Below are 26,979 nucleotides of genomic sequence, written 5' to 3'. Positions count from 1 at the left end.
CAGATCGCTCATCCTCTGCTCGCCCCTTCGTTCGAGCCGGCCGCGGACGCCGACCTGCTCGGCCCGGTCGATCCATCGTCGGCTCCGGGTCCTGGCAGATCGCCGGCGTCGAGAGCGACCGGCTCCGGCTCCGGTTCCGGTGGTAGCGCACTCTCGCCCACGACTCCCACCTGCGCCAGCGCGGCACCCGCACCGCCGCCGGTCCGGCGAAGGCTCTGCCCCCGCCGCAGCCGCGGGTTGAAGACCTCGTCGAGGCTCGACTGCAGCATCAGGAGGGTGAATGCCACCAGGGTGAGCAGCAGTGTAGGAGGTACGAAGGCCCACCATGCTCCGGTGCGCAGGGACTCACCGACCAGCGCCCAGTTGAGCATGATGCCGAGCGAGACACCGTCGCTCGGGCCGAGTCCCAGCAGCGACAGCCCCGCCTCGGCGAGGATCGCGCTCGACACCTGGAGGACGAAGGCCATGGCGATGTAGGACATGAGATACGGGAGGACGTCCCACAGCAGGATGTTCCAGGTGCCTGCTCCCGACAACCGGGCGACGTCGAGGTGCTCGCGGGTCCTGACACTGCTCGCCTGGGCCCGCACGGCCCGCGCGGTCCACGGCCAGCTGGTAATGGCAATCACGATGGCCATGGCGAAGATCGACCGGAAGTCCAGAGCGACCGAGAGCAGGATCAGGACGACGATCGAGGGAATCGCGAGCGCGACGTTGGTGACACCCATCAGCGCTTCTTCGAGGACGCCACCGTGGTATCCGGCGAACAGACCGATGGCGACGCCGATGAACGTCGCCACCGCTCCTGACACGAGGCCGATGATGAGCGAGGTGCGGGTCCCGAACATCAGGCTGGTGAAGATGTCGTGCCCGAGGTCGTCGAGGCCGAGCCAGGCGTCGGCTGACGGTGGTTCGTACTGACCTCCGACGCTTTCACCGATCTTTCCGCCCAAGAACATCGGGCCGAGAATGCCGAACGCCGCCACGAGGAGGAAGAACAGCCCCGAGATCCAGAACCGCGGTGTGAACCGGACCATCCGCATCAGCGCTCACCTGCCTGTGCCGCCCGGATCCGTGGATCGACGAAGCCGTAGGCCACCTCGACGAGGAAGTTGGCGACCAACACCGCGACGACCACGATCAGGGTGATCGCCTGGATCACCGGATAGTCGTTCTGTCCGATCGCGCTGAACAACAGATAACCGATCCCTGGATAGGAGAAGACGATCTCGGTGATCAGCGAGCCACCGACCAGGGTGCCGATCGACAGCGCCAGACCCGTCACCTGCGGCAGCATCGCGTTGCGGAAGATGTAGCGCACGATTCGGCTGTCGGGCAGTCCTAGCCCACGACCGTAGTTGACGTAGTCGGAGTTCAGCTCGTAGATCGCCATCGACCGCATGCCCACCGCCTGCCCGCCGACGAAGATGATGACGAGCGAGAAGAACGGCAACCAATAATGTCGAAGCACGTCGATGATGAACGGGAACGTCAGCGCAGGGGTGTGGATGGGTTCGTATCCGCCGCCGGGCGGCAGCATCGGCAGCGCGACAGCGAAGCCGTAGAGCAACAGGATCGCCAGGCAGTAGTACGGCATGCTCGACAGAAAGAGTGAGCCGAGAAACGCACCACGGTCGAACCATCCGCCCTTGAACGCCGCGATCGCGCCGAGCGCGTTGCCCACCAGCCAGCCGATGAGGATGGCCGGCAGCTGAAGCCCGATGCTCCACGGCAACGCCTCGAGGATCAGGCCCTCGACCTTCGCCGGGTACAGCGCGAACGACGTACCCATGTCGAAGTGCAGGAGGTTGACCACGTAGGTGATGAACTGCTGCCACATCGGGTCATTGAGGCCGAACTCCGCGACGTAGTGCTCATGGATCCGCTTGAGTGCCTCCGCCTGGGTGCCCGACCGGCCGAGCTGCGCGACGATCGCGTCGACCGGGTTGCCGGGTACCAGGCGAGGCAGCAGGAAGTTCAGCACGATCGCCACGAGGAGCGCGCCGACGTACCAGAGCGTCTTGCCTACCAGGTAGTTCCGCAGCCGCATTGCGCTCCTTCACGTCCGCGGGCAGGTGTCATGGGCGTGAGCTTCCGGCGACGACTCACGCCTCCGACAGGCGCTTGATCTTGTAGAGCCACGACACACCGGCACCCTGGAACATCGGTGGCGCGTAGTCGTTGTCCTCGCTCGGGAAGTTGGTCCAGTTGACCTCGTTGAACTCGAAGAACTCCAACGGCCGGTACATCAGCGGGACCATCGGCGCGTTCTGCATGAAGATCGTGTCGAGCTCGGTGTAGATGTCGCCGACCTCAGCCTCGTCTGCTGCCGCCGCCTGGTCGAGCAACTTCGCCACCGCGGGATCGGAGAACCGGCCGTAGTTCCAGAACGCCGGCTGGCCGAGCTTGGCGACCCCGCGATCGTCGAGGACATCGCGGAAGCGCTGCCACGGCGTACCGGCACTGGTGGCGGCGACGCCCCACAGAGCGACGTCGAAGTCGCCGGCCTGCACGGCGGTCGTGACGGCCGGTGCCTGCGGGAACTTCGTTCGGATCTCGATGCCAGCTTCCTTCGCGTTGGCCGCGACGATCCGCAGCGCCTGCTGCCAGTCGCTCCATCCCGTCGGGCACTGCGCCGTCCACGGTCCGAGGCGGGTGCCGTCGGTCAGCACGTAGATGCCGTCCGATCCCTTCTTGGCGCCGAGGTCGTCTTCGAGAATCTTCCTGGTCTGCTCCGGGTCGTATGTCCAGCCGTTGGCGTCGACGTTTTCCTGGTTGAAGAACTTCTCTTCGGCGCCGACCGGAAGGATGACGCTGGAGTTCGCCGGCTGGGAATACCGCGACATCGCCTTGTCAGCGATATCGGCGTAATTGATCGCGAAGGCGAGAGCGCGGCGAACCTGCGGGTCGTTCAGGCCTTTCTTGGTGGTGTTGATGACCAGCATGGGAATGCCGCCGGGAACGTGGTAGGGCTCCTTCTTGAACCACGTGGAGACCGCGAGGTCCTTGTCTTCCCACATCTTCCAGATGCGCGGAGTGAACTGCTGCATCACGTCGACGCCACCGCGCTCGAACGAGATGTCGCCGTCCTGGTTGCCCTTGAAGATCGGGTGGATGATTCGCTTCGGCTTGGGCAGTCCGCCGTTGACAGTCTTGCCCCAGTAGTCGTCGAAACGATCCAGCGAGGTCTGCTGCTGGTTGTATGCGCCGAGCTTGTAGGGCCCGGATCCGACCGGCTCGAGGTTCTCGTGCTCGCCCATCGGCTTGCCCTGCTTCTCCAAGGGCTCCCAGACATGCTTGGGCAGGATGTAGGTCGTCGCGAGGTTGTTCTTGACCAGGGCGGGGTTGTAGGTCTTCTGACTGAGCCTGACCGTCACCGTGGCGGGATCGGTGGCCTCGACGGCGTCGACGTAGTCCCAGAACGACGCATAGGACAACTCGGTGTGCTGCTTGGCCAGCTCAAAGGTGTAGACGACGTCATCGGCAGTAAGTGGCTTGCCGTCCTGCCACGTGGTTCCTTCTTGGAGCGGGACGACGAAGGTGTTCTCGTCGGGCTCCTGAAGCTCCGTGCCCAGGCCCGGCTCCAGGCTTCCGGTGAGCAGGTTGAAGCGGACAAGGGTTTCGTAGATGAGCTGCATGTTGTTCTGCCCGCACGGCCACGCGGTCGCCTGCCCCAAGGGATTGAAGTGGCTCTGTGGACCCCACTGGAAGCCCGCGATGAAGAGGATCTCGCCTTCTTCGCCCGCCCGCCCCGTCGAGTCACCGCCTCCGGCGCCACCCTGGCCGCAGGCCGCCAGCGCACTGCCCCCGATCCCCGCCGCAGCACTGGCCAGCACTGCCCCGCGCAGGAACTGGCGGCGCGACCGCCGCGCCATACCGAACTCAGACATCGTTGCACGTCCCTTCGGAAACCCTGGCCTTCGCGACGCGAGAAACCTCACGCGCAGTCATCGGGTGCTGGATGCCCAGCAGGTTACGGCCAACGAGTTTGGGAAACCAGAACTACGCCGCAACGAAATCCTTTCGTTGCGTTCGAGACACGGAGACAAGTCTTGCACTTCAGCTGCCTTTGGCTACGAATTGAATTCGCACAATCGCCGTCGGTATTTGGCGACCGGATGCGGCCAGAATTGATGTCAAGACATGAACGCACAGCCGCGTCCGAACCGTCTCTGGACAGGGGACACTCCCGTCGTCCGGGATTTCACGGGCCCAGGATTTCCACCGACTTGCGCGTCCTCAGGCGAGGACCTTCCCGGGATTGAGGATGCCCGCCGGGTCTAACATCCGCTTGAGGTCGTGATGCACCCGTAATGACACCGGACCGAGCTCCTGAGCGAGCCAGTCCCGCTTCAGCATCCCCACGCCGTGCTCCCCCGTCACCGTGCCGCCCATCGCCAGTCCGAGCCGCATGATCTCGTCGAACGCCTGACGCGCCCGGCGCACCTGGTCCTCGTCGCCGGCTTCGAAGACGACATTGGGATGGACGTTCCCGTCGCCCGCGTGGCCGACGACCGCGATCGTGAGATCGACGTCGGCCGAGACCTTCTCCACGTGCTGGACGAACTCGGCCAACCGGCTGACCGGAACGCACACGTCGTCGATGAGGCGGCCGGTGCTCAGCTCTTCGAGCGCGAAATGCATCTCCCTGCGGGCCGCCAGCAGCAGTTCTCCCTCGGCCGCGTCGTCGGCCTCGACCACATCGAACCCTCCGGCGTCGGCGAAGACGCTCGCCGTGGCTGCGATGTCCGCACCCGCCTGGTCGCCGGCCGCGTCGGACTGGGCGATCAGCATGGCCGCGGCATGCTCGGGCAGGCCCATGGGGCGATAGGCGTTCGCGGCCCGCAGAGACGCCTGGTCCATGAACTCCAGCAGGCTCGGCACATGGCGCCCCGCCACCACCCGCGCCACGGCATCACCGGCGGCCGCCACCGTGGGGAACAGCGCCGCCACGGTGCGCGGCTCGTGGCTTGCCGGTCGCAGGGCGAGTGTCGCCTCGGTGATGACGCCGAGCGTTCCCTCCGAGCCCACGAACAACCGGGTCAGGTCGTAGCCCGCGACACCCTTCGCGGTACGCCGGCCGGTCCGCAGGACCTCGCCGCTCGCGAGCACCACCTCGAGCGAACGTACGAAGTCGCTGGTGACGCCGTACTTCACACAGCACAGGCCACCTGCATTCGTCGCGAGGTTGCCGCCGATCGTGGAGATCTCCCAGCTGGACGGATCGGGCGGATAGAAGAGCCCGTGCTCGGCGACCGCGCGGGACAGGACGGCGTTCTTCACCCCCGGTTGGACGACGGCGATCCGGTTCGCCGGGTCGATCTCGACGATCCGGTCCATGCGTTCGAGCGAGAGGGTGATGCACCCGTCGATGGCGTTGGCGCCGCCGGAGAGACCGGTCCGGCCACCCTGGGGAACTACCGGTACGCCGTGCCGGGACGCCACCGCGAGAACGTGCTGCACATGAGCCACCTCCCTGGCCAGCACCGCGGCGACCGGCTTTCCCGCTGGGCAGAACGACGCCATGTCCCGCTGGTACGAGCTGAGCCGGTCGTGGTCGGTCACGACCACCTCAGCCGGCAGGCGGGCGGACAGCTCGGCAACAAGATCGGTGAACGGAGCCTCCTGGGTCATAGGACCCACCGTACGGGCGACCCGGCCGGCCGCGAATGACCACGCTGAGCAGGCCTGTGTACGGGCGACCTGGCCGGCCGCGAATGACCACGCTGAGCAGGCCTGTGTACGCCAGACGGGTGTCGACGCCTGTTCCAGGTACCACAGGCCTGCTCAGCGTGGTCATTCGCGCGGGCAACAGGCCGGGCAACGGGTCGGGCAACGGGTCGGGGCGCTGGGCCAGGCCGTGAGTCGGGCGCTGGGCAGGTCGCCCTGTGGGCGTTCGATGGTCAGGGCACGAGCACGAGTTTCCCCGTCGTACGCCGGCTGTGCAGGTCCTCGTGCGCGCGCCGCGCGTGGGTGAGCGGATAGCGCCCGCCGATCCGGACGGAGAGGAGTCCGGTGCCGATCCAGCTGAAGACCTCGCCCACCCGGTCGAGCAACTCGTCGCGGTCGCGGGTGTAGTGGGCAAGGGTCGGGCGGGTGACGTAGAGCGAGCCCTTGGTGTTGAGCAGCTGCAGGTCGAGCGGAGGGACCTGCCCACTCGACGCGCCGTAGAGGACCATCATCCCCCGCGGCCGGAGCGCGTCGAGGCTTCCGTCGAAGGTGCTGCGGCCCACGCCGTCGTAGACGACCGGGAATCCCTCGCCGCCTGTCAACTCCTTGGCCCGGTTCACGAACTCGTCGTAGCTGGCCACCTCGTCGGCACCGGCCTGACGGGCCAGCTCGGCCTTCTCCGGCGTCGACACGGTGGCGAGGACGTGCCCGCCGCACAGCTTCACCATCTGGGTGAGGAGGAGGCCGACACCGCCCGCGGCGGCATGAACGAGCGCCCAGTCGCCAGGCTGGATCTCGTACGTCGACTTCACCAGGTAGTGGGCGGTCGAGCCCTGGAGCAGAGACGCGGCCGCAAGCTCCTCCGAGACCCCGCTGGGAAGCGGGACGAGCTTGTGGGCGGGAACGACGGCCTGCTCGGCGTAGGACCCGAGTACACCGCTCCAGGCCACCCGGTCGTTGACCTTGACTCCTGTGACGCCCTCGCCGAGTGCGCGGACGGTCCCCGCGCCCTCATTGCCCAGGACGAACGGCGGCTTGACGTGGTACTGCCCGCTGCGGTGGTAGGTGTCGATGTAGTTGACGCCGGCGGCCGTGACGTCGACTAGGACTTCGCCAGGCCCGGGTTTGGGCGACGGGAGGTCGGCGAGTACCAGTACCTCGGGTCCACCGTGCTGCCGGACATGGATTGCGCGCACCACATCACCTCTCTGCGATCGTCGGCCATGTCATCGTCATGTCATGTCGTGGACGCATCCTCACCCCGCGCGGAAACTTTCGGCAGTACGCCGGGCAAGGAGTACGCAGCGAAAGGGCCCCTGGAGCACGGATGCCGACAAGGGCCCTATTTCACACTACAACGCGCCGCTGGGTACGGCGTCAGAACAGACACTCGGTGCCGACGTCAGAACAGCTGACCGCGGATCGCACCTGCCGGGAAGCTCGCGGTGTGGACGTTGACGTAGAAGCCGGACCGGTCGGACCGGATCGACGCCAGTTCGCTCTCCGACAGCGTGGCCGTGGAGTTCTGGTCATCGGGAACCGCACGGATGCAGTCTGCTGAGTACCCGCCGACCGGAGCGATGAGGCCCACCACGATCGGGCCAGCTGCCCCTTCCGGGGCGACATGAATGTGCGCGGCCATCGGTTCCTCGATCCTGCGGGCCACGAGCACATAGCAGAGCAGGTCGCCCTTGACCTTGCCGACGAAGAGCCCGCGACCATCGTCGTCTCCCGGGCCCGGAACCTCCGCCGCGCCGGTCAGAACGGCACCCAGCACCGTTCCCCCATGGGACCGCGCGTCCACGTTCCCCGCCGCCGTCGCCGCCTGAGCTGGTACCGCCCCGGCGGCAAGGACAGCGCCCATGCCGGCGAGAAACACCACTGTCCGCAGACACCATGCGCGCATCATTTCCTCCTCGCGCGAACCCCGGACCATCCGGGATCATTCACGAGGGGCACGTGCCCACCAGGCAGAAGGTTCAAGCTTCTGCCGCAAAGGTGTGCGCTCAGAGGTTTCCGCGGCGTTCCTGTTCGCGTTCGATGGCTTCGAAGAGCGCCTTGAAGTTTCCTTTTCCGAATCCGAGCGAGCCGTGCCGTTCGATCAGCTCGTAGAAGACCGTCGGGCGGTCACCGACCGGCGTCGTGAAGATCTGGAGAAGGTAGCCGTCCTCATCGCGGTCGACGAGGACGCCGCGCCTCGCCAACTCCTCGACGGGTACGCGTACGGAACCGATGCGGGCTCGCAGCTCCTCGTCTTCGTAGTACGACGCTGGAGTGGCGAGAAACTCGATGCCGTTCGCCCGGAGAACGTCGACCGCCCGGAGAATGTCGTTGGTCGCCAGGGCGATGTGCTGGCACCCGGGCCCCGCGTAGAACTCGAGGTATTCGTCGATCTGGCTCTTCTTCCGGGCAACGGCCGGCTCATTGAGGGGGAACTTCACCCGGTGGTTCCCGTTGGCGACGACCTTGCTCATGAGTGCGGAGTACTCGGTGGCGATGTCGTCACCCACGAACTCCGCCATGTTCACGAACCCCATGACCCGGTGGTAGAACTCGACCCAGTAGTCCATCCGGCCGAGTTCGACGTTACCGACGCAGTGGTCGACGGCCTGGAACAACCGCCTGGGGTGCCCGGGTGGGCGGGTCACGGTCGTACGGCGTTCGACGTAACCGGGTAGATAGGGGCCCGAGTAGCGCGAGCGGTCGATGAGACTGTGCCGGGTCTCGCCGTAGGTGGCGATCGCGGCGCGGCGGACCGTTCCGTGTTCGTCGGCGTCGTCGTACGGCTCCTGCAGGATGGTGGCGCCCTGGGCGCGGGCGTGTGCGACGCACCTGTCGACGTCGGGCACCTCCAGCGCCAGGTCGATGACACCGTCGCCGTGCCTGCGGTGGTGGTCGAGCAGCGGGCAGTCCGGAGTGGCGCCGCCCTCGAACACGAACCGCGCCGATCCGGACTCGCAGACGTACGACCGGCGATCGGATCGCCCACTCACGGGGTCGGTGTATCCGGTCTCCGGCCCGGCGTAGGCCACCAGGTCCATGCCGAACGCGAGCTGGTAGAAGGACGCGGTCTGGGTCGCGTTGCCGACGCAGAAGACCACGGCGTCCATCCCGGTCACCGGGAAAGGATCATGGGAGGCGTCGTAGTCGACCAGGCCGACGAGCTCGCGGAGTTGGTCGAGACGGAGATCCGCCGACCGCTCGCGCGGGGTGAGCGCGCTGGTGCCCGGGCTGCCCTGCTCGGGGATGCTGGTGGCCTCGCCGATCTGGGCGTCTCCCCGTTCACTGGGGATACGGCTACCGGCGAAACGGTCGCTGTCGGACATGGCGGCCTCCTGTTCTCGCTGGCCTCTTCCTGGCGCGAGCCTGGTCCGACGTCAGCAACTTGCGCAACTGTCTGAGGTTTGGCTGGTCATACTGTTCAGACGTACGGCAGAATGAGGCGACACACTGTCCAGGGTGCCCATTCCCAGGCCGGCCTTTCCTGACTCACGCGGAACCTTGCTGTGGAGGCGCACAACGTGCCCGGACCCGTCGACCGGCTCGACGCCGAGATCGTGGCCCTGTTCGCCCGGGAACCGCGGGTCGGCGTCCTCGAGGCCTCCCGCCGACTCGGTGTCGCGCGCGGCACCGTACAGGCCCGGCTCGACCGGCTCGCGCGCAGCGGTGTCGTGCGCGGATGGGGGCCCGAGATCGACGCCGAAGCGCTCGGGTTCGGCGTGACGGCGTTCGCGACGCTGGAGCTCCAACAAGGCGTCGGCCACTCTGTGGTCGCCCGGCACCTTCGGACGATCCCGGAGGTGCTGGAGGCGCACACCATCACCGGGAGCGCCGACATGATGGTCCGGCTCGTCGCGCGTTCGAACGCCGACCTGCAGCGGGTACTCGACGAGGTGCTCGCCGGCGGAGGTGTCGTGCGTACGTCCACCGTGATCGCGCTGGCGACGCAGGTGCCTGCGCGCGCTCTGCCACTGCTCGGGAAGGCAGCGGATGGATCCGCGTCGCCCGACAGTTAGGTCGGGCGGCGGCGGTGGAGCTCGGAGATCCGCTGGACGGTCGCGATCGCGTCACGAATTCCCCGGCTGGACTCCGCCATCGCCCTGAGCGACTCGGCGGAGAACTCGTCGAGGGTGCTGGTGAGATCCGCCAGCGAAGGGACACCGGGGAGTCCGGAGGTCACCTCGGCGTTCTGCGCATCGATCGCCGCGTTGGTCGCGTCACGGATCGCCGCGGCCAACTCCTCGCTCGGCGTACGCAGGGCACGCGGTTCCAATACGACCTCGCTGACGTGGCCAGCCGACACCGTGATCCGTACCTTCCCGTCGAGCGCCTCGCCGATGCCGGTCGGCGACCCCGCGCCACCGGTTGGATCGGCGCCGGCGTCGCCAGCGGCGTCCAGGTCGGCGTCCCGCTGATCGGGTGGCGCCGCATGCTCGAGGCGCGCCAGCTCTTCGCGCAGCCGGTTCACGATGTCCTGCGACGCACGAGACGGATCCGTCATCGGCCTTCCTCCGCCACGCCACGGGTTGCTCATTCGCCGATCTCCGGCTGTTGGCCGGGCCGGAATTCGCTCACCTGCGCCCCCGCCGCGTTCAACGCCGCGACCGCGTCAACCGGAGAGCCGTCGTCCTCGACGACAACGGTGCTCCCTTCGAGGATGTACCCCGTACTTCCCGTGAAGTCTGCACCGCCGATCTTGTCCTCGCTGAATCCGGTACGACTGAACCTGGCACCTCGAAATTGGGCTCGTCGCAAATCCGTGTGGAGAAAGAAAGTCTTGGTGACCTCGCAGCGGTCGAGGGTCGCCTCGACCATCACGGCCCGAGGACAATCCGTGCGCAACAGCCGCGCCGCGCTGAGATTCGCTCCGCTGAGATCTGCTTCGGTCAGGTTCGCCTTGTAGAGATCAGCATCCACAAGGCGCGCACCTTGAAACTTCGCACCCATCATCAGGGCATGGGTGAAATCGGCACCGGTCAGGTCACACCCGGCGAGGTCAGCCTCGATGAGAATCGACCCGTCCAACGCGACACCGCGCAAGTCCAACCCGCGCAGTGATCGTCGCGTGAGGTCCAACTGTCGGCCGTGGTCGCGACCTATCCGGTTCCATTCCCCGTGTTCGCGTACGAGCGTGTCAAATTCTGATTGCGATATCGAGCCGGACACTAGTAGATCACCACCTTGTCACCCCACTCCGGGTGATTGGCGACGAGGTCCTGGAGATCCTGGAAATCCTCAGCGGAGAGCTTGCTGGTGTCCAAGGCGACGTTCTCCCCTGCCTGCAACTCCAAGTGGATTGCTGATTCGGCATCAGTCCGATCATAGGTACCACGCTCGCCGGGGTAGGTACCAAACTGCTTGACGTCCCAATCCTGGCCCGAACCATCTGTGAAATCAGCACCTGCGTGCTGAGGCCGCTCCATCGGTGGCTCAACGGTACCGGTCGCCTCGAGCGCGAGCGCCACCTCGGCTTCGCGCCGACTCTTGTCGCTAGCCGCGCCGCCATGCGCTGGGTCCATCGCCAACTCATGCTTGCGGCGTTCGTACTCGTGGGCTGCTTCTTCGCGTTCCTCGCGGGTCTCGTACGCATCGACTCCGTGTTCGGACGCGTGGATCGGCCGACCGTCGAGACGCTGGACCTGTTCGTTCAGGAGGTCGCGGACCAGCCGTGCGAGCACGGGACCGAGCGTGCGTACCAGCGTGGTCGTGAGTTGGACCGCGATGACGATCACCCGGTTCACCGTGACGGCAGCCTCGGCCGCCACGGCCAGCGAGGCGCCGACCGTGAAGAACGCGGCGGCGATCGCGGCGGCGAGGATGATGGTGAGGGCAATGAGCTGGACGATGACGAGCAGCTTCAGCACCAACACCAGCATCGCCGCCTGGAAGAACGCGACCGCGATGCCGATGGCGACGATCTCGGAGCTGACGAGGTAGCCGCGCTCGCCCGCGACCTTCTCCCAGTAGTCCTCGAACGCGTCGATCCCCGGTCCCTCGTTCTCCCGGGCCATGCCGTCGACGGCGAGCACCGCCTGCTCGGAGCTTCCCTCGGCGCTGAAGGCGAAGCCGAGCCAGGCCTCGCCGCAGCGCTGCAGCGCGGTCTCGTCGGCTTCCGGCCAGTAGCAGCCGGCGTAGTGGAGGGCCTGGACGAGACCGGGCGGAAGTTCGAGACCCATCAGGGAGTGTCCAGGCTGTCCAGGATGGCCTCGACCCTGGTGGCCTGCTCGGTGTTGTCCGCCTCCACCCTGGTGTAGGCATCAGCGAGCTGGTTCATGGCGACGGCCGTCTCCACGACGCAGAATCCGGTCTCGGCGAAGTAGGTCAACGCGGCCGGGCCCGCCGCTTCGTACATCTCCTTGAGCGCACTCCCGAGCCCGTCGCCGCCGTACGGATCCCCGGTGGCGTCCATGTGTGAGGTCAGCTCCTCGACGGACTCACCCCAGTCCTGGCCCGCCCCGTCCACCTTGCGCGCGGCAAGGTGGATGCTTTCGGGACGTACATGGACCTCCGCCATGCCGGAACCGTAACAAGATCAGCGCGCTCCGCAATGATCTTGCTCACGGCCGCTGTGGACAACTGCCGCTCCTGGTCAGGTCGCGGAGACGACGGACAGCGACAGGCCATCGCCGAGCGGCAGGACGGTCGAACGCAGCCGCGGGTCGCTGGCGATCCGTTCGACGTAGGTGCGGATGGCACGCACGCTGGCGTCGTCCTCGGAGGCAGCGGCCAGCCGGCCACGCTGGTGGATGTTGTCGGCAAGGATCAGCCCGCCGGGCCGGACCAGGCGCAGGGCGTGGTCGAGATAGCTCGGGTAGCCCTCCTTGTCGGCGTCGATGAAGACCATGTCGTACGCACCATCCAGCGACGCGAGCGTCTCCCCCGCGTCTCCCAGGTGGACGGTCACCTTGTCACCGACGCCAGCCCGGTCGAACCACTCCCGTGCGGCTTCGGCGTGGACCGGCGAGAGTTCGAGAGTGTCGAGGTGACCTTCGTCGGGGAGCGCGCGGGCGAGCCAGGTCCCGCTGTAGCCGAAGAGGGTGCCGACCTCGAGGATCCTGGTGGCCTTGACGGCGTGGACCAGGGTGGCGAGGGTCGCGCCGGCCTCGGGGCTGATGTTGATCCGCGGCGCACGCGCGGCGATGTCGGCGCGCAGGTCCTTCAGGAGCTGGTCTTCTGCCCAGAACCGCCCGGCGAGATAGTCGTCAAGGGCGGCTTGCGATGTCTGCTCGGTCATGAGACCGCAGTACAGCACGATCGTGGGTGCGGTGTGGCCGACTGTGTGCGACACCACGTGGCGTGGGCGGATGTTGGCCAGCGTCGTGGGTCGCCCCGAGCCGACCAGCCCGGGACCTGCGGGCGGCCGGCACCTGGTCCGGGCCGCGTCAGGAACGGCGAGCGGTAGCCCAGGACCTGATCATGTCGATCCGGTCCTGCAACTGTTCGGCCGACGCCTGGATCGCGAGCGGTCCGCCGCAGACCCGGCGCAACTCGGCGTGGATGGCGCCGTGCGGCTGGCCGGTGCGATGGTGCCAGGCGGCGACCAGGCCGTTGAGTTCGCGGCGGAGGACCCCCAACTGTTCGTACGCCGGACCGGGCGCGGCGCGCTCCGTACCTGCGGAGCCACCCGCCGCCGTTGCCCCACCCGTCGTCGGCGCCGCGTGCGTCGGCGGAGGGCGAAGGAGACGTACGCCGCCGACGCAGCAGCTCGCTGACCTGATGCGGCTCCAGCAGCCCGGGAATGCCGAGGAACTCCGTCTCGTCCGCGCCCAGCTCTCCCCCGAACTCGTTGCCGTCGTAGACCAACCGGTCGAACGCCGCCTGCGATCCCAGCGCCTGGAACCGCTTCTCCTCCAGCAGGTCGGCCTCGGAGTCGCCCCGCGCCGCCTCTGCGAGCAGCGCCTCCTCGGCGGCAAAGATGTCGTCGTCGTCATGGACCGGCTTGCCCAGGACGTGGTCGCGGACGGTCTCCATCTCCGCGGCGTACTGCAGCAGCACCGGGACCGTCGGCAGGAACAGGGACGCCGTCTCGCCACGTCGTCGCGCCCGCACGAAACGCCCCACCGCCTGTGCGAAGAACAGCGGCGTCTGGGTGGCGGTCGCGTAGACGCCGACGGCCAGCCGCGGGACGTCGACACCTTCGCTCACCATGCGCACGGCGACCATCCAGCGGCGTTCGTCGGCGGCGAACTCCCCGATTCGTTTGCTGCCGCTCGGTTCGTCGGACAGCACGACGACCGGTCGTTCACCGGCGATCTTGCCGAGGATCTTGGCGTAGGCGCGGGCCGACTCCTGGTCGGTCGCGATCACCAGGCCGCCGGCGTCGGGCACGTGCCGGCGTACTTCGGTGAGCCTGGTGTCGGCGGCTCGCAGCACGGACTGGATCCAGTCGCCGGCCGGATCCAGCGCGGTACGCCACGCCTGGGCCGCCATGTCCTTGGTGAGCGGGGTTCCGAGCCTGGCTGCCACCTCGTCGCCGGCACTGGTGCGCCACCGAAGATCGCCGGAGTACGCGAGGAACAGAACCGGTCGCACGACCCCGTCGGCGAGTGCCGGCCCATAGCCGTAGCTGTAATCGGCGGCACTGCGCGGCGCGCCGTCGGTGTCGGACACATAGGTGACGAACGGAATGGGGTTGGTGTCGCTGCGAAACGGCGTGCCGGTGAGACTGAGCCGCCTGGTCGCGGGCTCGAACGCCTCCCGCACCGCGTCGCCCCAGGTGAGCGCGTCGGCCGCGTGATGGATCTCGTCGAGGATGACGAGCGTCTTGAACCGTTCACAGCGCACCCGCAGGGCGAGCGTCGCCGCCGCCACACCGGCGTAGGTCACGACCACACCGGCGTAGTCGCGGCTGGTGCGCCCCTTGCGTCCGGAAAACGCCGGATCGAGCGCGATCCCTCCGCGAGTCGCAGCGTCGGCCCACTGGCGTTTCAGGTGCTCGGTCGGAGTGACGACGATCAGGCGTTCGACCACCCGGCGGGCGAGCAGGTCGGCGGCCACGGTCAACGCGAAGGCGGTCTTGCCCGCGCCTGGCGTCGCGACCGTGAGGAAGTCGCGCGGGCTGGCCGCCTGGTAACGCTCGAGTGCCTCCTGTTGCCATCCGCGGAGGTGTCCCCACGGTCCTGGAACGGCGGTCTGGCGAAGCTGGCTTGTCGACCCGGACGCTGTCACACCCGTCCCTTCCGATCGAGCAGGACATACCGACGAATCTGCGCGAGCCTAACCCGGCCCGCGGACATGTCCCGCCGGGCCCGGACGGTCCTGCCGTCGCGGCGGTTTGATATCCGGGCCGCACTGGTAGGTGGATGGCTGGTGGGTCCGCGACGCGGCGCGGCCTTCGGCGATTTCCTTGAGGAGGCTTGACCAACCTGTAATCATCTGGCAACCGAGTGTGGGGAATATCGGAGCAGAGACCGACCTCGGCGCACACGCCATGTCGGGGGGACGCACTGAGGAGCAACGATGGCCGACGATGCCGCAGCGGGGTCTGGCGCGACATCCGTACCACCCGCACCACGAAGCTTCGTGGACACCGCGCGGAGGGTCGTCGGACGGATGGTCGCCTGCCTCCCCGGCCTCGACGGCGACGCCGCGCAGCGCAACGCCTGGGAGGCGGTCTGCGCCGACCTGCAACGCCGCCAGCAGTGGAACGACGTGGTCGAACTCACCCTCAACGCGACCAGACACCCGGCAGGGACTCCCGCCGGCCGTTCGACCAGGCGTCCGACCCGGCGGCGTACGACCGCGCCGGTGTCGGGAGGGACCAACCGCCAGGCAACGTCCCGAGCCCAACCCTGAGGCTGCGCGTGGTCAGGGTCCTTCCCGCTGGGCGGACGCCTCGGGCTGGCGCGGCGGGAGGACACACAACTCGTTGCCCTCGGGATCGGCCAACACCACCCAGCGCGCCTCGGCCTGACCGATGTCCACGCGCCGCGCACCGAGTGCAAGCAGGCGCTCGACCTCGGCGTCCTGGTCGGCCGGGCGAAGGTCGAGGTGCAGCCGGTTCTTGCCGCGCTTTTCGTCGGCGACCTTGACGAAGAGTAGGTCGGGTACGACGTCGACCAGGCCGCTGTTCTCCGGTGGTTCGACGACCGACTCGGCATCGTCTTCGTACGTCACCCGCCAGCCAAGTGCGGACGCCCAGAAACGGGCAAGCGCCGCAGGTTCTCCCGAATCGATGACCAGGCACTGAATTCGGATAGTCATGGCTGAAGCCTGTCGTACAGTTCCGATGCCGACCAGCTGTCTCCGGTACGAACTGCGGCCGAATCCCCTGGCCTGGCACGGTTTTGCCGACCTGCCGTCGACGGGGTTTGACCCCGCGGCAATCAGGACGCAACATAGCGCGGAAAGCATGGGGGCAGCAGTAAACGCCGTCGGAAGGAAGGCCGCCATGGCACGTTCCGCGACCGCAACCACTCATACGCGGAGACCGGCAGTCACATCGCGGCGAAGTGCCATGGCGGCCGCCCGCGGTCTCGTGGGCGGCCTCGCCGTGCGACTCCCGGTCTTCGACACCCGCGCCGCACGGCGCAACGCGTGGGAGGCCGTGTGTGCCGACCGCGAACGCCGCCGCCAGTGGAACGACGAGTCGCCGACAGCCCTCGGCTGAGGCAGTGACCCTCGGCTGAGCCAGGGACCCTCGGCTGAGGCAGGGAGCTGAGGCGGGAGCCTCAGCCCTCACCGCGGCTGCCGGCTCTGGGCTGAGGCGGGATCGTCAGCCCTCACACTTGCTGCCAGCTCTGGGGATGAGGCCGGAACCTCAGGACTCGCCGTCGCCGTCGCCGCCCTTGGGGATGCCTTCCCAGATCTCCTTGCATTCCGGGCAGACCGGATACTTCTCCGGGTCCCGGCTCGGCACCCACACCTTGCCGCAGAGCGCGATCACCGGGGTTCCGGTGACCATCGCGTCGACGAGCTTGTCCTTAGGCACGTAATGGGAGAAGCGCTCGTGATCGCCGTCGTCGCCGTGCGACGGGACCGTGCGCGTCTCTTCGACCGTCTGTGCACCGGGGCTCAGCTGCGTACTCACGCCGGCCAGTGTAGTCACGGGTAGCCACCGGGATCACGGGTCGCGCGGCCCTGGCGATCGGGTGTCAGTTCATGGTCGGGTCGTCGGGGAACGTCGCGACCAGGGCCAGCTCGTCCCGCTGGCGGCGGAGGACGCGGCGCCACAGCCCGGCGGGATCAGCGGTGAACGCGTCACCGTGCTCGGCGTCCACGACGTACCACCCGCCGTCCTTGATCTCGAGCTCGAGCTGGCCAGGCGCCCACCCGGCGTAACCGGCGAAAACTCGGAGGACCTCGAGACCACCGGCGAGTAGTTCCGGCGGGGCGTCGAGATCGACCAGCCCGAGCCGGTCGTAGAGCCGCTTCCACCCGACCGGGCCTCCGCCGACACCCGCAGGCAGCTCGGCCAGGCCGAGGGCGGAGTCCGTCGCCACCGGACCGCCCTGGAACAGGACGTCGGGTTCGCAGACCAGGCCCGTCCACGACTCGAGCACGGACGTGACCGGCAGCTCGGTGGGCCGGTTGACGACGACGCCCAGTGCACCGTCGCTGTCGTGGTCCAGCAGGAGAACGACGCTCCGTGCGAAGTTCGGGTCGCGCAGGACCGGGGAGGCGACCAGGAGCTGCCCGGTGTAGTACTCCTTGCTCATAGGTTCATGATCTCGCGTACCACGCCGTCAGACGAGCGGACCTGCCCTCCACGCCGTCAGACGAGCGGACCTGCGCTCCACGCCGTCAGCTCCCGCCGGTCGCGCCCGCCGCCCCACCGGCACCTGGCGCGCCCGCCGCACTCGCGGAGACGGCAGAGCGCACCGCCGCCGCCACCGCACCGTGGACGTCCGGGTGGAAGACGCTCGGGATCACGTAGTTGGCGTTGAGCTCGTCGTCGGTGACAACGGCGGCGATCGCCTGGGCGGCCGCGAGCAGCATGCCCTCGTCGACCTTGTGGCTGTGCGCGTCGAGCAGCCCGCGGAAGACACCAGGGAACGCCAGGACGTTGTTGATCTGGTTGGGGTAGTCGCTGCGGCCGGTCGCGACCACCGTCGCGTGCTCCCGGGCCTGTGCCGGGTCGACCTCGGGATCGGGGTTGGCGAGCGCGAACACGATCGCGCCCGGGTTCATCGTCGCGATGTCGGCGCCGGTGAGGATGTTCGGCGCCGAGACGCCGACGAAGACGTCCGCGTCGGCGACCGATCCGCGAAGATCGCCGGCATACTGTGCGTGGTTCGTACGGTCGGCGATCCAGCGCAGCTCCGGCGACAGTCCGTCGCGTCGGGCGTGGATCACCCCCTCGACGTCGGCGACGATGACGTCCTTCGCCCCCGCCGCGAGCAACAGGCGCAGGATCGCGCTGCCGGCCGCGCCCGCGCCGGACATGACGATGCGGATCTGGGCGATGTCCTTGCCGACGAAGCGCAGGGCGTTGGTGAGGGCGCCGAGGACCACGATCGCCGTGCCGTGCTGGTCGTCGTGGAAGACGGGGATGTCGAGCTGTTCGCGCAGCCGGCGTTCGATCTCGAAACAGCGGGGGGCCGAGATGTCCTCGAGGTTGATACCGGCGAAGCCGGGGGCGATGCACCGGACGACCTCGACGATCGTGTCGGCGTCCTGGGTGTCGAGACAGATCGGCCAGGCGTCGATCCCGGCGAACCGCTTGAACAGTGCCGCCTTGCCCTCCATCACCGGCAGGGCTGCCTGCGGGCCGATGTTGCCGAGCCCGAGTACGGCTGAGCCGTCGCTTACCACGGCGATGCTGTTGCGCTTGATGGTGAGTCGGCGGGCGTCGTCGGGGTTGCGGGCGATCGCCTGGGAAACCCGGGCGACGCCGGGTGTGTAGACCATCGACAGGTCGTCACGGTTGCGGATCGGGTGCTTCGCCTGCATCTCGATCTTGCCGCCGAGGTGCATGAGGAAGGTCCGGTCGGAGACCTTGTGGATCGTGACGCCGGCGACCTCACGCAGGACCTCGACGAGCTGGTCGGCGTGGGCCGTGTCGGTGGCCGCACAGGTGACGTCGATCCGGAGACGTTCGTGGCCAGAGGCCGTGACGTCGAGTGCGGTGACGCTGCCGCCCGCGTGCTCGACGGCGGCCGTGAGCTCACTGACCGCCCGCCCGCCGGCGGGGACTTCCAGTCGTACGGTGATGGAGTACGAGATGCTCGGAACCGAGGCCACGGCCGTCCTCTCTGACGAACGCTGATCCGCAGGTGGTGGTCTGCTGCGGCTCCGATCGTCTCACTGCCCGCCCTTCCAGCCCAGTCACCCCCGCCCGCCGCTGGGACGGGGAATGATCACGTTTGCGTGATCATTCCCCACGATGCACGGCAAGTTCGGCGTGCATCGCCCAAGAAATGGCGTGCATGGTTTCCCCCGCGGGGCGGCATCCCCGGAGCTGTCGGGCGCGCGGGAGTCAGGCGTCGCGGCGGTGGAAGAGGGCGATGGCCGGCGCCAGGATGACCGCCACCCACGCGGTGAACGTCACCGCGCTGGTCGCCCGTCCCGGCGCGTCCCCGAACGGCGACTCCGCGCCCCCGCCGAACGCCGACGGATCCACCGACTGCGACATGGCGTTGCCGGCCGTGAACGGCAGGTAGTAGACGAAGTCGCGGATCGACTCGAGCGCCGGCAGGAGTGCGAGCGCGCTGATCAGGGGCTCCACGACGAGGGGGACGACGAGCAGGATCACGATCGCGGCCGGGAGGTTCCGCAGCAGCGACCCCAGGCCGAGGCCCAGCAACGCCCACAGCACCACGTAGCCGAGATATCCGATCAGCGCCGGACCCGCGGGGTCGTCGGTGACGGGCAGCGACTGGCCCGCCAGCGCGCGGGCGACCGTCCAGTTGAGGCCGACGCTGACGGCGGCGGCCACGAAGGACCACACCGCGAGGACGACACACTTCGCGACCACCAGCGCGGTGCGGCGCGGCGCGGCCGTCAGCGTCGACAGGATCGTGCCGTGGCGATACTCGTGGCCGAAGGCGAACACCCCGATGATCCCCATGAAGACAGCCGTGAACGGCAGTGGGCTGAACGCCGTGCCGCCGGTGAGAATCACGCCGGCCTGACCGGCGTCGATCGGGTCGTCGCGCATGACCCAGGCGATGATGCCCGCGACCGCCGCGCTCAGCAGCAGGGCCAGGCCGGTCAGCCAGTACGTCGAACGGAGGGTACGCATGCGTACCCACTCGAATCGCAGTGCGTCGATCATCGGCCGTCTCCCCTGGTGGTCTCGGCGTCGGCGTGGCGTCCGGGCGCAGCCGCTGGGGCGGTCGGCGGTCCGGCCGGCGGAACACCGGTCCCTGGCAGGCCGCCCCCTGACGGGCCCCCTCCTGGCATTGCGCCCCCTGACGGGCCCCCTCCTGGCGGGCCGCCGAGCTGGGCAACGTACTCCTGTGCTCCCCCGGTCGCGGAGAGGAACGCCTCCTCCAACGTGGCCGTCTTCGTCGTCAGCTCGTGCAGGACGACGCCTGCCGAGAACGCCAGCTCGCCCACCTTGGCCTGGTCAGGTCCGCTGATCACGTAGGCGCCGTCGGGCTGCGGCTCCACTGTGGCGGCCACGTTCCTGAGCGCGTCGAGCAGTTGCTCCGGCTGAGGCGTACGCACGAGAACCGACCGGCTCGACACCGAGTGGACGAAGCTGTCCACGCTGCCCTCGGCGATCAACCGGCCGAGCCCGATCACGACGAGCCGGTCGGCCATCAACGCCATCTCGGCGAGCAGGTGGCTGGAGACGAACACCGTCTTCCCGCCGGAGGCGTACGACTTGAGGAAGGTGCGCAGCCAGGTGATCCCCTGCGGGTCGAGGCCGTTGGCGGGCTCGTCGAGGATCAGCGTGTGCGGGTCGCCCAGCAGCGCGCAGGCGAGGCCCAGTCGTTGGCCCATGCCGAGGGAGAACGTCTTGGGTCGCTTGCGTGCCACGTCGGTGAGTCCGACGTACTCCAGCACCTCGTCGACCCGCTGACGCGGGATCCCGTTGGCCGCCGCGAGCATCCTGAGATGGTTACGCGCAGTACGGGTCGGGTGGAACGCCTTCGCCTCGAGCACCGCCCCGACGTGACGCATCGGATGGTGCAGGTCGCCGTAGTGCTTGCCGTCGAACGTCGTCTCACCCGGCCCGTGGTCGAGGCCGAGCATGAGCCGCATCGTCGTCGACTTGCCCGCGCCGTTGGGGCCGAGGAAGCCGGTGACTACACCCGGCTCGACCGTGAAGGAGAGTCCGTCGACGGCGAGCTTGGAGCCGTACCGCTTGGTGAGGTTGGTCGCCTCGATCCGTGCCACAGTGTCTCCTCCGGATGCGGCCTCCGGCCGCATCGTGGTTTCGGGTACCGGTTCTGACCGGCCTGCCTTCCCCGGGTTCTTCACCGTATGCGTACCGATGGGCCGGGATCTGGATCGGCAGGCCGAGTTTGTCCCGGCCGGCTCTCCACCCTGAGGAGGAGGGGCCGTCGTTTCCGTTCTCCCCTACACTGGACGGGTGGACGTAGGAAGTAGGCGATTTCTTCGCCCCGGCCGGCACAGTGGTGCCGTCGGGGTGAGCCGCCTGGTGCGCTCTGCGATCTGACGATCTCCTGGTCTGACCCGTCCATCTGGCCGCCGTGGTCCGCGCGGCCTCGATCGGACCGGGACGTGATCGGACCGTTTCTCGCGAGCGGGCCGTCGTCCTGCCTCACCGGAATCTCCACGGCCGACCGGGGTGTGCGACACCTCCGTGCCCAGCGCCGAGGCTGCGCCGACGCGTGCGCCGACCACCTTCCTCACAAGGAGATTCCCGTGTCGATCTCACCTGCCCACCTGTCCGCCGCCGAGTTGCGGCGCTGTCTCGACCTCCGCGACCTCGCCGATCCGGCGCACGGCCCCCATGCCATGCAAGCCATCGTTGACAGCCTCGTCACGTCACTCACCGAGGCGTGGCGTGGCGATCTTCGCGTCGTACGCACGAGTCCGGTCGTCACCATGGCGGACAACTACGACAACCTCGGCTACGCCCCTGACGCGGTGACGCGGGAGGAGCGGTACACGCGGTACGTGGACGCCGGCCACGTCCTGCGGAGCCATTCCACGGCCGCCATTCCCGGTGCCCTTCGCGCGCTGGCGGCCGAACCCACCCCACCTCGCGACCTGCTGATCGCGACCCCCGGCGTCTGCTACCGGCGTGACGCGGTCGACTGGCAGCACACCGGAACCCCGCAGCAGCTGGACCTGTGGCGGCTGCGCCAGGGTCCCGGGTGTGAGGACGCGGACCTGGAGGAGATGATCGGGCTCGTTGTCGATGCCGCCTTGCCTGGAGCGATATGGCAGACGATTCCGAAGGTCCATCCGTACACCGAAGGCGGGCGGCAGATCGACGTCCGCTGGCACGACCAGTGGATCGAGATCGGCGAGTGCGGGCTGGCGGGACCTGCCGTGCTGCGTCGTTCCGGCCTCGACATACCGCCGTGGTCGGGCCTCGCGATGGGCCTCGGGCTCGACCGGTTGCTCATGCTGCGCAAAGGGATTCCCGACATCCGGCTGCTGCGGTCGACCGATCCCCGGGTGGCCGCGCAGATGCTCGACCTCGCGCCGTACCGTCCCGTCTCGCACATGCCGCCGGTACGCCGGGACCTGTCGATCGTGGTCGGTCCCGACGTCGACGAGGAGGTGCTGGGCGACCGCGTGCGCGACGCCCTCGGTAGCGACGCCGACGCCGCGGAGACCGTCGAGGTGCTGAGCGCGACGTGGTACGACGACCTGCCGGCGGCGGCGCGGGAACGCCTCGGAATCGGTCCCGGCCAGCGGAACCTGTTGATCCGGCTGGTCCTGCGTCCGCTGGACCGGACCCTTACCGATGGCGAGGCGAACGAACTCCGCGACCGCGTTTACGCCGCCCTCCACGAAGGCACGGCCACCCAGTGGGCGGCCCGGGGGTGAGCCGGTGGGCGGCCCGGAGGTGAGCGCAGCGGGTGACCCGGAGGTGAGCGCAGCGGGTGACCCGGAGGTGAGCGCAGCGGGTGACCCGGAGGTGAGCGCAGCGGGTGGCCCGGGGGTGAGCGCAGCGGGTGGCCCGGGGGTCGCCTCGGTCATGATCATGCGCGGGAAACCGGTGGTTTCGACTCCCCGCAGCCACCGGTTTCTCGTGCATGATCATGACCGAGGCCGACCAAACCGGGTCCCCATATGACGACAGCTCGATGCCGTGAGTCCGCCGATCGGAGGCAGCGACCCCGGCCCGGCCGCGGCGGTAGCGACCATCGCCTCCATCGACGCACTCGCCTTGCTCATCGCCTCGCCGGCGGCCGGGCCGTGGCCTGTGCTGCCAGGAGAACGTCGCGACAGTCCGGAACGGCCCGAACGACGCCGCACCCGACCACGGCGACGCCGGTGAAGGGTGTGCGCACTGCCGCCCGTGTCTTCATCACGGCCCTGTCTTCATCACGGCCCTGTCTCCATCACGGCCCTGTCTCCATCACGGCCCTGTCTCCATCACGGCGGCCGTGACGACGCCACGCAGATGCGTGGCTCAGCCGTCGGTCGTCGCCGGGCCGTGGGCGTGAATCGCGACGTCCGCGGACTCCGTCCCCGCACCCCCGGCCGCCCCTCGGAGCAGACCCGCCGCGACGATGATCAGTACGACGAACCCCAGCGGAATCGCCAGCGCCCATGCCAGCCCCACGTGTTGCGCGACCACCCCGATCACCACCGGCCCGACGACCGCTCCGACGTATCCCGCGGAGACGACCGGCCCCAGGACCGACGACCGCCGTCTGGTCCGCGTGTTGCCCGCGGCGCTGAACACCACCGGCACCGCCGGTCCGAGACCGAATCCCGCGAGCGAGAAGCCGATGAGAGCAAGGACGGGCGACGGCGACAGCAGGAAGACCACATAGCCCACGGCGCTGATCGCCGCCCCGGCCCTGGCCACGACGACGGGACCGAACCGGGTGCCGATCCGGTCCGCCACCAGCCGCGACGCCGCCATCGCCCCGGAGAAGACCGATAGGCCCAGCGCCGCGAATGCCACCGACGTGCCGAGGTTCTCGTTCAGGTAGACCGCACTCCAGTCGGCGATCGCGCCCTCGCCGAGGAACGATCCGAACCCCATCACCGCCATCATGATCACGACGAACAGCGCGGCCGGCGGCCGGGCCGCCTGCGAGGTGGCGACGTCATGTCCGGTGATGGCGGCCTCGCGATCAGGCTTGAGCAGACCGGTCAGGAACGGCGCGCTGACCACCGCGACCAGCACCCCCGCCACGATGAAGTGGAGGCGTACGTCGACGCCCTCGCGGGCCACGAGCGCGGCGATCGCCGAGCCGACCATCGACCCGATGCTCCACGCACCGTGGAACCCGGACATGATCGGCCGGCGGTAGAGGCGTTCGACCGCGACGGCGTGGGCGTTCATGGCGACGTCGAGCATGCCGCCGAGCAGCCCCAGGAACGCGAGGGCGACGGTCAGGGTGAGGAGGTCGATGGCGTACGCCGGTGCGATCAGTGCGGCCGACTGCGCGGGCACGAGGATCCGTATCGCCAGACCGGTCCGGCCACGTTTCTCCATCCGCCCGGTGAGACGCGTGCCGATGAGCAGGCCCACCGCGAGCCCACCGAGCGCGATGCCCAGATCGTCGTGGTCGAGCCCGAGCCCCTGCTTGATGGACGGGATGCGGGGAGCCCACGTCGCGAAGGTCGCCGCGTGGACGAGGAAGGTCACGGTCACCGCGAGGCGTGCACGTCTTACCTCACGTGACGGCGAGGTCGCGCGCATCACCTGGCGACCCTAACCGTGCGCTGCCCGTGGTCCGGCACGGCCCGGGCTGCCCGTGGTCCGGCACGACCTGCGCTGTCGGTGGGCGGGCGTACGGTCTGCACCGTGTGTGGCGCTCATGATCCTGCCGGCGGTCCACGGAAGGACGGTCCCACCGATGCGCATGACCCACCTCCGGTTACTTGTCGATGAGTACGACGCCTGCTTTCGGTGGTACCGCGACGTCCTCGGTCTTCGGCCGTACTGGGGCGAGGAAGGTTCGGGATACGCCGACTTCACGGCCGGTGAGGGCAGTAACGACCTCGCGTTGTTCAGCCGTTCGGCCCAGGTCGAGGTCAGCGGATCGCTCGGCGGCGGTGATCGCGACCGGGTGGCACTGGTGTTCCGCGTCGACGACGTAGACCGGACCGCACAGGCCATGCGCGCCATGGGTGTGGCGGTCGTCGCAGGCCCGAAGGATCAACCAGGCTGGGGCATTCGCACCCTGCACCTGCGCGATCCCGACGGCAACGTCGTCGAGCTCAACTCACCCCTGCCCGCCGATCGGTGGTCCGAGGATCTGCGCGCGGATGCCCAGCGGTTCGAGGAGCAGTACGCCGGCCGGCGCGAGCCCGGCCAAGATCCACCGGATACCCCCTAGTGTCCTCCGCCGAGGACGCGGACATTCCACGGGTAGCGCCAGCGGTTGCCCACGGCGGCGGACAACCCACCCATGCCCGTGAGGACGAGCCACACCATCGCGAGCGGGACGAAGAGCAGGCCGGCAAGCCCGAAGGTGAACGCGGTCGCCATCCCGACCGCGATGTTGGCGCCGATGAACGTGAGCTGGAAGTTCGCGGCCTCCCATGCCTGCGTACGCACGAACTCCGACGTTCTGCCCTTGGTCATCGCGATCAACGCGGGTACGACGAACAACGTGAAGATCCCGGACCAGTGTGCCGCGAGGGCCCACAGTCGTTCGCTCCCCGACGGAGCAGGCGGGGAAGCGTCGGGGCCAGGCGCAGGTACCCCCGCGCTCCGCGTAGCCGTCCGCTGAGGCGCTGGCGGAAGCCCGCGCAACGCGCCGGACAGGTCGGACCGGTCGCGCGCGTTCAACGCCTCCCCCACGCGATGATCCAGTTCGGAGTGGTCGATCCGGCCTTCGGCATAGGCGTTCTGCACCATCTGCACCGCCTGCTCGCGTTCCTCGTCAGAGACCCGCAGCGCCTGGGCGGTCGGCTCGAGTGGATTGTCGCGCCGCGACGGCGGTGGAGGCTGGCTCATGCCCCCATCGTCGCCGCGACCGGCTGGACGGACATCCGGTAAGTCCCTGAACGCTTCCCTGACCACGACACCACCGACGGACGGCCCGGCGCAGGCGAACCTCGCCGGCGGGCAGGAGCACCATTGATCATGGACGTCGAGGGGTCTGCCGGGCGGCGACCTGTTGATGATCATGGATGCCGACGCCGGTCTCCTGGCGTCTCCGCGATTGGCACAGCCGAGCGCGGCTCATCGGTTGGGCGCCGTGAGACTGACCTCCGTGGTCCGGTCGAGGGCGATCCGGGCGAAGTTGCGAAGTGACTCGCTTCCGATGTCGACGTAGCCGCTGTGGCCCTGCGCGCCCGATGTCGCCATCACCCGCGCGCCGAACGCCGGATCGACCGGGTTGGGACCGTGCCCATAGTCGCCGAACCGCATCGCCGGAAGCCACCGGATCGGGTCACTGTCGGCGAGGGCGGCCCAGACCCGTGCGGTCCGGGAGAGTCCGGTCGCGGTGGCATGACGTACGCCGGGACTTCCGTACACCACGATGTCGCTGACCTGCTTCGGCAACGGGGTCATCCCGCAGACCACGGAACCGTAGCTGTGGCAGAAGAGCCCGATCGGCGCGGAAGTGTAGGCCGCCAACCCGGCAAGGAAACGATGCAGACGCCTGGCCCCGTCACGGGCGAGGTCACCCTGCATGGCCGACGGATCCGGTTCGTTCGGCGTGGGGTAACCCGCCCAGGCGACCACCGCGAGGTTGGTGCCCGGCTCCTGGCGTTCCGCCTCGGCCAGCAGCGCACGCGCACTGGCGGCGACCCCGCCGCGGGTGTCCAGATGGTCCAGGTCTGCTCCGGCGCCAGGCACGATGACGGCAACGCGGTCGGCGGTACGCAGGTCACCGACGACCTCCACCGCCAGGCCGCGGTCCCGCGGATCGAGGGCCAGGAACTGCCGGCCGCGAAGATCGATCCGGTGGTCGACTCCCTGGCTCGCGGCCTCCTTCTGGTTGGCGGCGTACCGGAGTCCGGGAGGGGCTCCGTCGAGGTTTCCGACGATGGCCGGGAACCGGCGAGCAAGGGCTCCGCCCTCGGTGAGTGGCAGCGAGTCGAAGAAGTCGGCCACCGCTGCCGGGGAGGCGCTGACGGCAGCTCGCATCGGCAGGCCCGCCTGGCGCGCCGCACGCCACGCCGCGGCTCCCGGGAAGCTGGTCAGGACGTCGCCGGCGATCGTGGGCTGTGCACTGGGACCCGCACCGCTGGCGAGCACCACAGTCGCCAGCGCGGCCACCACGATTCGTCGTGTCCGGGCCATCG

At 68.7% G+C, this 26,979-nt stretch carries 27 protein-coding genes; 5 read left to right on the top strand and 22 right to left on the bottom strand.

What is annotated here, in order from left to right; all coding sequences use genetic code 11:
* Positions 1–8: 8 nt before the first annotated feature.
* The 7 genes from ABN028_RS12320 to hppD form a co-directional block, all read right to left on the bottom strand.
* Positions 9–1,043, bottom strand: a complete 1,035-nt coding sequence (locus ABN028_RS12320) for an ABC transporter permease (RefSeq protein ID WP_349696682.1) — start codon at positions 1,041–1,043, stop codon at positions 9–11.
* A complete protein-coding gene (locus ABN028_RS12315; protein ID WP_349696681.1) occupies positions 1,043–2,050 on the bottom strand; it encodes an ABC transporter permease in 1,008 nt (335 codons plus the stop codon). The genes ABN028_RS12320 and ABN028_RS12315 overlap by 1 nt, the downstream gene beginning before the upstream one ends.
* 55 nt (positions 2,051–2,105) lie before the next feature.
* On the bottom strand, positions 2,106–3,890 hold the full coding sequence (locus ABN028_RS12310; protein ID WP_349327212.1) for an ABC transporter substrate-binding protein: 1,785 nt from the start codon (positions 3,888–3,890) through the stop codon (positions 2,106–2,108).
* 349 nt (positions 3,891–4,239) lie between these two features.
* Positions 4,240–5,634: an FAD-binding oxidoreductase gene (locus tag ABN028_RS12305; RefSeq protein WP_349327210.1), complete on the bottom strand. Its 1,395-nt coding sequence runs from the start codon at positions 5,632–5,634 to the stop codon at positions 4,240–4,242.
* A gap of 269 nt (positions 5,635–5,903) precedes the next feature.
* Positions 5,904–6,866, bottom strand: a complete 963-nt coding sequence (locus ABN028_RS12300; RefSeq protein WP_349327209.1) for a quinone oxidoreductase family protein — start codon at positions 6,864–6,866, stop codon at positions 5,904–5,906.
* A gap of 206 nt (positions 6,867–7,072) precedes the next feature.
* Entirely contained in the window at positions 7,073–7,576 is a 504-nt protein-coding gene (locus tag ABN028_RS12295; protein ID WP_349696680.1) for a CHRD domain-containing protein, read from the bottom strand.
* A gap of 100 nt (positions 7,577–7,676) precedes the next feature.
* Positions 7,677–8,996 (bottom strand): 4-hydroxyphenylpyruvate dioxygenase, encoded by a 1,320-nt coding sequence (gene hppD / locus ABN028_RS12290; RefSeq protein WP_349327206.1) that lies wholly within the window; start codon positions 8,994–8,996, stop codon positions 7,677–7,679.
* 195 nt (positions 8,997–9,191) lie between these two features.
* Between hppD and ABN028_RS12285 the strand changes: the two genes are divergently transcribed.
* Positions 9,192–9,686: an Lrp/AsnC family transcriptional regulator gene (locus tag ABN028_RS12285; protein ID WP_349696679.1), complete on the top strand. Its 495-nt coding sequence runs from the start codon at positions 9,192–9,194 to the stop codon at positions 9,684–9,686.
* Here the strand turns inward: ABN028_RS12285 and ABN028_RS12280 are convergent.
* The 6 genes from ABN028_RS12280 to ABN028_RS12255 all read right to left on the bottom strand — a co-directional run bounded on the left by ABN028_RS12280 (position 9,683) and on the right by ABN028_RS12255 (position 14,838).
* Complete coding sequence (locus tag ABN028_RS12280) at positions 9,683–10,171, bottom strand: YbaB/EbfC family nucleoid-associated protein (RefSeq protein WP_349696678.1); 489 nt, start codon at positions 10,169–10,171, stop codon at positions 9,683–9,685. The genes ABN028_RS12285 and ABN028_RS12280 overlap by 4 nt on opposite strands.
* 29 nt (positions 10,172–10,200) lie before the next feature.
* Positions 10,201–10,836 carry a pentapeptide repeat-containing protein gene (locus tag ABN028_RS12275; RefSeq protein WP_349696677.1) on the bottom strand — a complete coding sequence of 212 codons (636 nt, stop codon included), beginning with the start codon at positions 10,834–10,836 and terminating at the stop codon, positions 10,201–10,203.
* Positions 10,836–11,846: a WXG100-like domain-containing protein gene (locus ABN028_RS12270; protein ID WP_349696676.1), complete on the bottom strand. Its 1,011-nt coding sequence runs from the start codon at positions 11,844–11,846 to the stop codon at positions 10,836–10,838. The genes ABN028_RS12275 and ABN028_RS12270 overlap by 1 nt, the downstream gene beginning before the upstream one ends.
* On the bottom strand, positions 11,846–12,184 hold the full coding sequence (locus ABN028_RS12265) for a hypothetical protein (protein WP_349327200.1): 339 nt from the start codon (positions 12,182–12,184) through the stop codon (positions 11,846–11,848). The genes ABN028_RS12270 and ABN028_RS12265 overlap by 1 nt, the downstream gene beginning before the upstream one ends.
* 75 nt (positions 12,185–12,259) lie before the next feature.
* On the bottom strand, positions 12,260–12,904 hold the full coding sequence (locus ABN028_RS12260) for an O-methyltransferase (RefSeq protein ID WP_349696675.1): 645 nt from the start codon (positions 12,902–12,904) through the stop codon (positions 12,260–12,262).
* Positions 12,901–14,838: a DEAD/DEAH box helicase gene (locus tag ABN028_RS12255; protein ID WP_502879177.1), complete on the bottom strand. Its 1,938-nt coding sequence runs from the start codon at positions 14,836–14,838 to the stop codon at positions 12,901–12,903. Before ABN028_RS12255 ends, ABN028_RS12260 begins: the two co-directional genes overlap by 4 nt.
* A gap of 291 nt (positions 14,839–15,129) precedes the next feature.
* Between ABN028_RS12255 and ABN028_RS12250 the strand changes: the two genes are divergently transcribed.
* On the top strand, positions 15,130–15,465 hold the full coding sequence (locus tag ABN028_RS12250; RefSeq protein ID WP_349696674.1) for a hypothetical protein: 336 nt from the start codon (positions 15,130–15,132) through the stop codon (positions 15,463–15,465).
* A gap of 12 nt (positions 15,466–15,477) precedes the next feature.
* Here the strand turns inward: ABN028_RS12250 and ABN028_RS12245 are convergent, their stop codons facing one another.
* Positions 15,478–15,873: a VOC family protein gene (locus ABN028_RS12245; RefSeq protein WP_349696673.1), complete on the bottom strand. Its 396-nt coding sequence runs from the start codon at positions 15,871–15,873 to the stop codon at positions 15,478–15,480.
* Between the two features lie 253 nt (positions 15,874–16,126).
* On the opposite strand from ABN028_RS12245, the gene ABN028_RS12240 reads away from it, so the two are divergent.
* Positions 16,127–16,279, top strand: coding sequence for a hypothetical protein (locus tag ABN028_RS12240; protein WP_349327194.1), 153 nt, complete (start codon positions 16,127–16,129; stop codon positions 16,277–16,279).
* A 150-nt stretch (positions 16,280–16,429) separates the two neighbouring features.
* Here the strand turns inward: ABN028_RS12240 and ABN028_RS12235 are convergent, their stop codons facing one another.
* The 5 genes from ABN028_RS12235 to ABN028_RS12215 form a co-directional block, all read right to left on the bottom strand.
* Complete coding sequence (locus tag ABN028_RS12235; protein ID WP_349327193.1) at positions 16,430–16,699, bottom strand: DUF3039 domain-containing protein; 270 nt, start codon at positions 16,697–16,699, stop codon at positions 16,430–16,432.
* 64 nt (positions 16,700–16,763) lie between these two features.
* A complete protein-coding gene (locus tag ABN028_RS12230; protein ID WP_349327192.1) occupies positions 16,764–17,327 on the bottom strand; it encodes a YqgE/AlgH family protein in 564 nt (187 codons plus the stop codon).
* 85 nt (positions 17,328–17,412) lie between these two features.
* Positions 17,413–18,852 (bottom strand): NAD-dependent malic enzyme, encoded by a 1,440-nt coding sequence (locus ABN028_RS12225; RefSeq protein ID WP_349696672.1) that lies wholly within the window; start codon positions 18,850–18,852, stop codon positions 17,413–17,415.
* 235 nt (positions 18,853–19,087) lie between these two features.
* Positions 19,088–19,885, bottom strand: a complete 798-nt coding sequence (locus tag ABN028_RS12220) for an ABC transporter permease (protein ID WP_349327190.1) — start codon at positions 19,883–19,885, stop codon at positions 19,088–19,090.
* Positions 19,882–20,955, bottom strand: coding sequence for an ABC transporter ATP-binding protein (locus tag ABN028_RS12215; RefSeq protein WP_349327189.1), 1,074 nt, complete (start codon positions 20,953–20,955; stop codon positions 19,882–19,884). Before ABN028_RS12215 ends, ABN028_RS12220 begins: the two co-directional genes overlap by 4 nt.
* 492 nt (positions 20,956–21,447) lie before the next feature.
* Here ABN028_RS12215 and srmL point away from each other — a divergent pair, with 492 nt between their 5' ends.
* Positions 21,448–22,584, top strand: coding sequence for a PheS-related mystery ligase SrmL (gene srmL, locus ABN028_RS12210; protein WP_349696671.1), 1,137 nt, complete (start codon positions 21,448–21,450; stop codon positions 22,582–22,584).
* Between the two features lie 589 nt (positions 22,585–23,173).
* Here srmL and ABN028_RS12205 read toward each other — a convergent pair.
* On the bottom strand, positions 23,174–24,370 hold the full coding sequence (locus tag ABN028_RS12205; protein WP_349327187.1) for an MFS transporter: 1,197 nt from the start codon (positions 24,368–24,370) through the stop codon (positions 23,174–23,176).
* Positions 24,371–24,575: 205 nt separating this feature from the next.
* Here ABN028_RS12205 and ABN028_RS12200 point away from each other — a divergent pair, with 205 nt between their 5' ends.
* A complete protein-coding gene (locus tag ABN028_RS12200; RefSeq protein ID WP_349327186.1) occupies positions 24,576–25,058 on the top strand; it encodes a VOC family protein in 483 nt (160 codons plus the stop codon).
* Here ABN028_RS12200 and ABN028_RS12195 read toward each other — a convergent pair.
* Both ABN028_RS12195 and ABN028_RS12190 read right to left on the bottom strand, forming a co-directional pair.
* A complete protein-coding gene (locus ABN028_RS12195; protein WP_349327184.1) occupies positions 25,055–25,681 on the bottom strand; it encodes a DUF1707 and DUF4870 domain-containing protein in 627 nt (208 codons plus the stop codon). The two genes, ABN028_RS12200 and ABN028_RS12195, sit on opposite strands and share 4 nt — an antisense overlap.
* A gap of 228 nt (positions 25,682–25,909) precedes the next feature.
* On the bottom strand, positions 25,910–26,977 hold the full coding sequence (locus ABN028_RS12190; protein ID WP_349696670.1) for an alpha/beta hydrolase: 1,068 nt from the start codon (positions 26,975–26,977) through the stop codon (positions 25,910–25,912).
* Between the last annotated feature and the right edge of the window lie 2 nt (positions 26,978–26,979).

Origin of the sequence: Actinopolymorpha sp. B17G11 (assembly GCF_040196095.1) — a bacterium.
Taxonomy (GTDB): Bacteria; Actinomycetota; Actinomycetes; order Propionibacteriales; family Actinopolymorphaceae; genus Thermasporomyces.
Note: the sequence above shows the minus strand (reverse complement) of the source record. Positions and strands in the feature narration are given on the sequence as shown.

Bases quoted from the DNA above. Each gene is read 5' to 3' on its own strand.
- ABN028_RS12280 (WP_349696678.1), bottom strand. From the start codon at position 10,171: ATGACGGATCCGTCTCGTGCGTCGCAGGACATCGTGAACCGGCTGCGC.
- ABN028_RS12190 (WP_349696670.1), bottom strand. From the start codon at position 26,977: ATGGCCCGGACACGACGAATCGTGGTGGCCGCGCTGGCGACTGTGGTG.
- ABN028_RS12245 (WP_349696673.1), bottom strand. From the start codon at position 15,873: ATGACTATCCGAATTCAGTGCCTGGTCATCGATTCGGGAGAACCTGCG.
- ABN028_RS12295 (WP_349696680.1), bottom strand. From the start codon at position 7,576: ATGCGCGCATGGTGTCTGCGGACAGTGGTGTTTCTCGCCGGCATGGGC.
- ABN028_RS12305 (WP_349327210.1), bottom strand. From the start codon at position 5,634: ATGACCCAGGAGGCTCCGTTCACCGATCTTGTTGCCGAGCTGTCCGCC.
- ABN028_RS12200 (WP_349327186.1), top strand. From the start codon at position 24,576: ATGCGCATGACCCACCTCCGGTTACTTGTCGATGAGTACGACGCCTGC.
- ABN028_RS12250 (WP_349696674.1), top strand. From the start codon at position 15,130: ATGGCCGACGATGCCGCAGCGGGGTCTGGCGCGACATCCGTACCACCC.
- hppD (WP_349327206.1), bottom strand. From the start codon at position 8,996: ATGTCCGACAGCGACCGTTTCGCCGGTAGCCGTATCCCCAGTGAACGG.
- ABN028_RS12230 (WP_349327192.1), bottom strand. From the start codon at position 17,327: ATGAGCAAGGAGTACTACACCGGGCAGCTCCTGGTCGCCTCCCCGGTC.
- ABN028_RS12260 (WP_349696675.1), bottom strand. From the start codon at position 12,904: ATGACCGAGCAGACATCGCAAGCCGCCCTTGACGACTATCTCGCCGGG.
- ABN028_RS12310 (WP_349327212.1), bottom strand. From the start codon at position 3,890: ATGTCTGAGTTCGGTATGGCGCGGCGGTCGCGCCGCCAGTTCCTGCGC.
- ABN028_RS12220 (WP_349327190.1), bottom strand. From the start codon at position 19,885: ATGATCGACGCACTGCGATTCGAGTGGGTACGCATGCGTACCCTCCGT.
- ABN028_RS12320 (WP_349696682.1), bottom strand. From the start codon at position 1,043: ATGCGGATGGTCCGGTTCACACCGCGGTTCTGGATCTCGGGGCTGTTC.
- ABN028_RS12265 (WP_349327200.1), bottom strand. From the start codon at position 12,184: ATGGCGGAGGTCCATGTACGTCCCGAAAGCATCCACCTTGCCGCGCGC.
- ABN028_RS12195 (WP_349327184.1), bottom strand. From the start codon at position 25,681: ATGAGCCAGCCTCCACCGCCGTCGCGGCGCGACAATCCACTCGAGCCG.
- ABN028_RS12240 (WP_349327194.1), top strand. From the start codon at position 16,127: ATGGCGGCCGCCCGCGGTCTCGTGGGCGGCCTCGCCGTGCGACTCCCG.
- ABN028_RS12270 (WP_349696676.1), bottom strand. From the start codon at position 11,846: ATGGGTCTCGAACTTCCGCCCGGTCTCGTCCAGGCCCTCCACTACGCC.
- ABN028_RS12315 (WP_349696681.1), bottom strand. From the start codon at position 2,050: ATGCGGCTGCGGAACTACCTGGTAGGCAAGACGCTCTGGTACGTCGGC.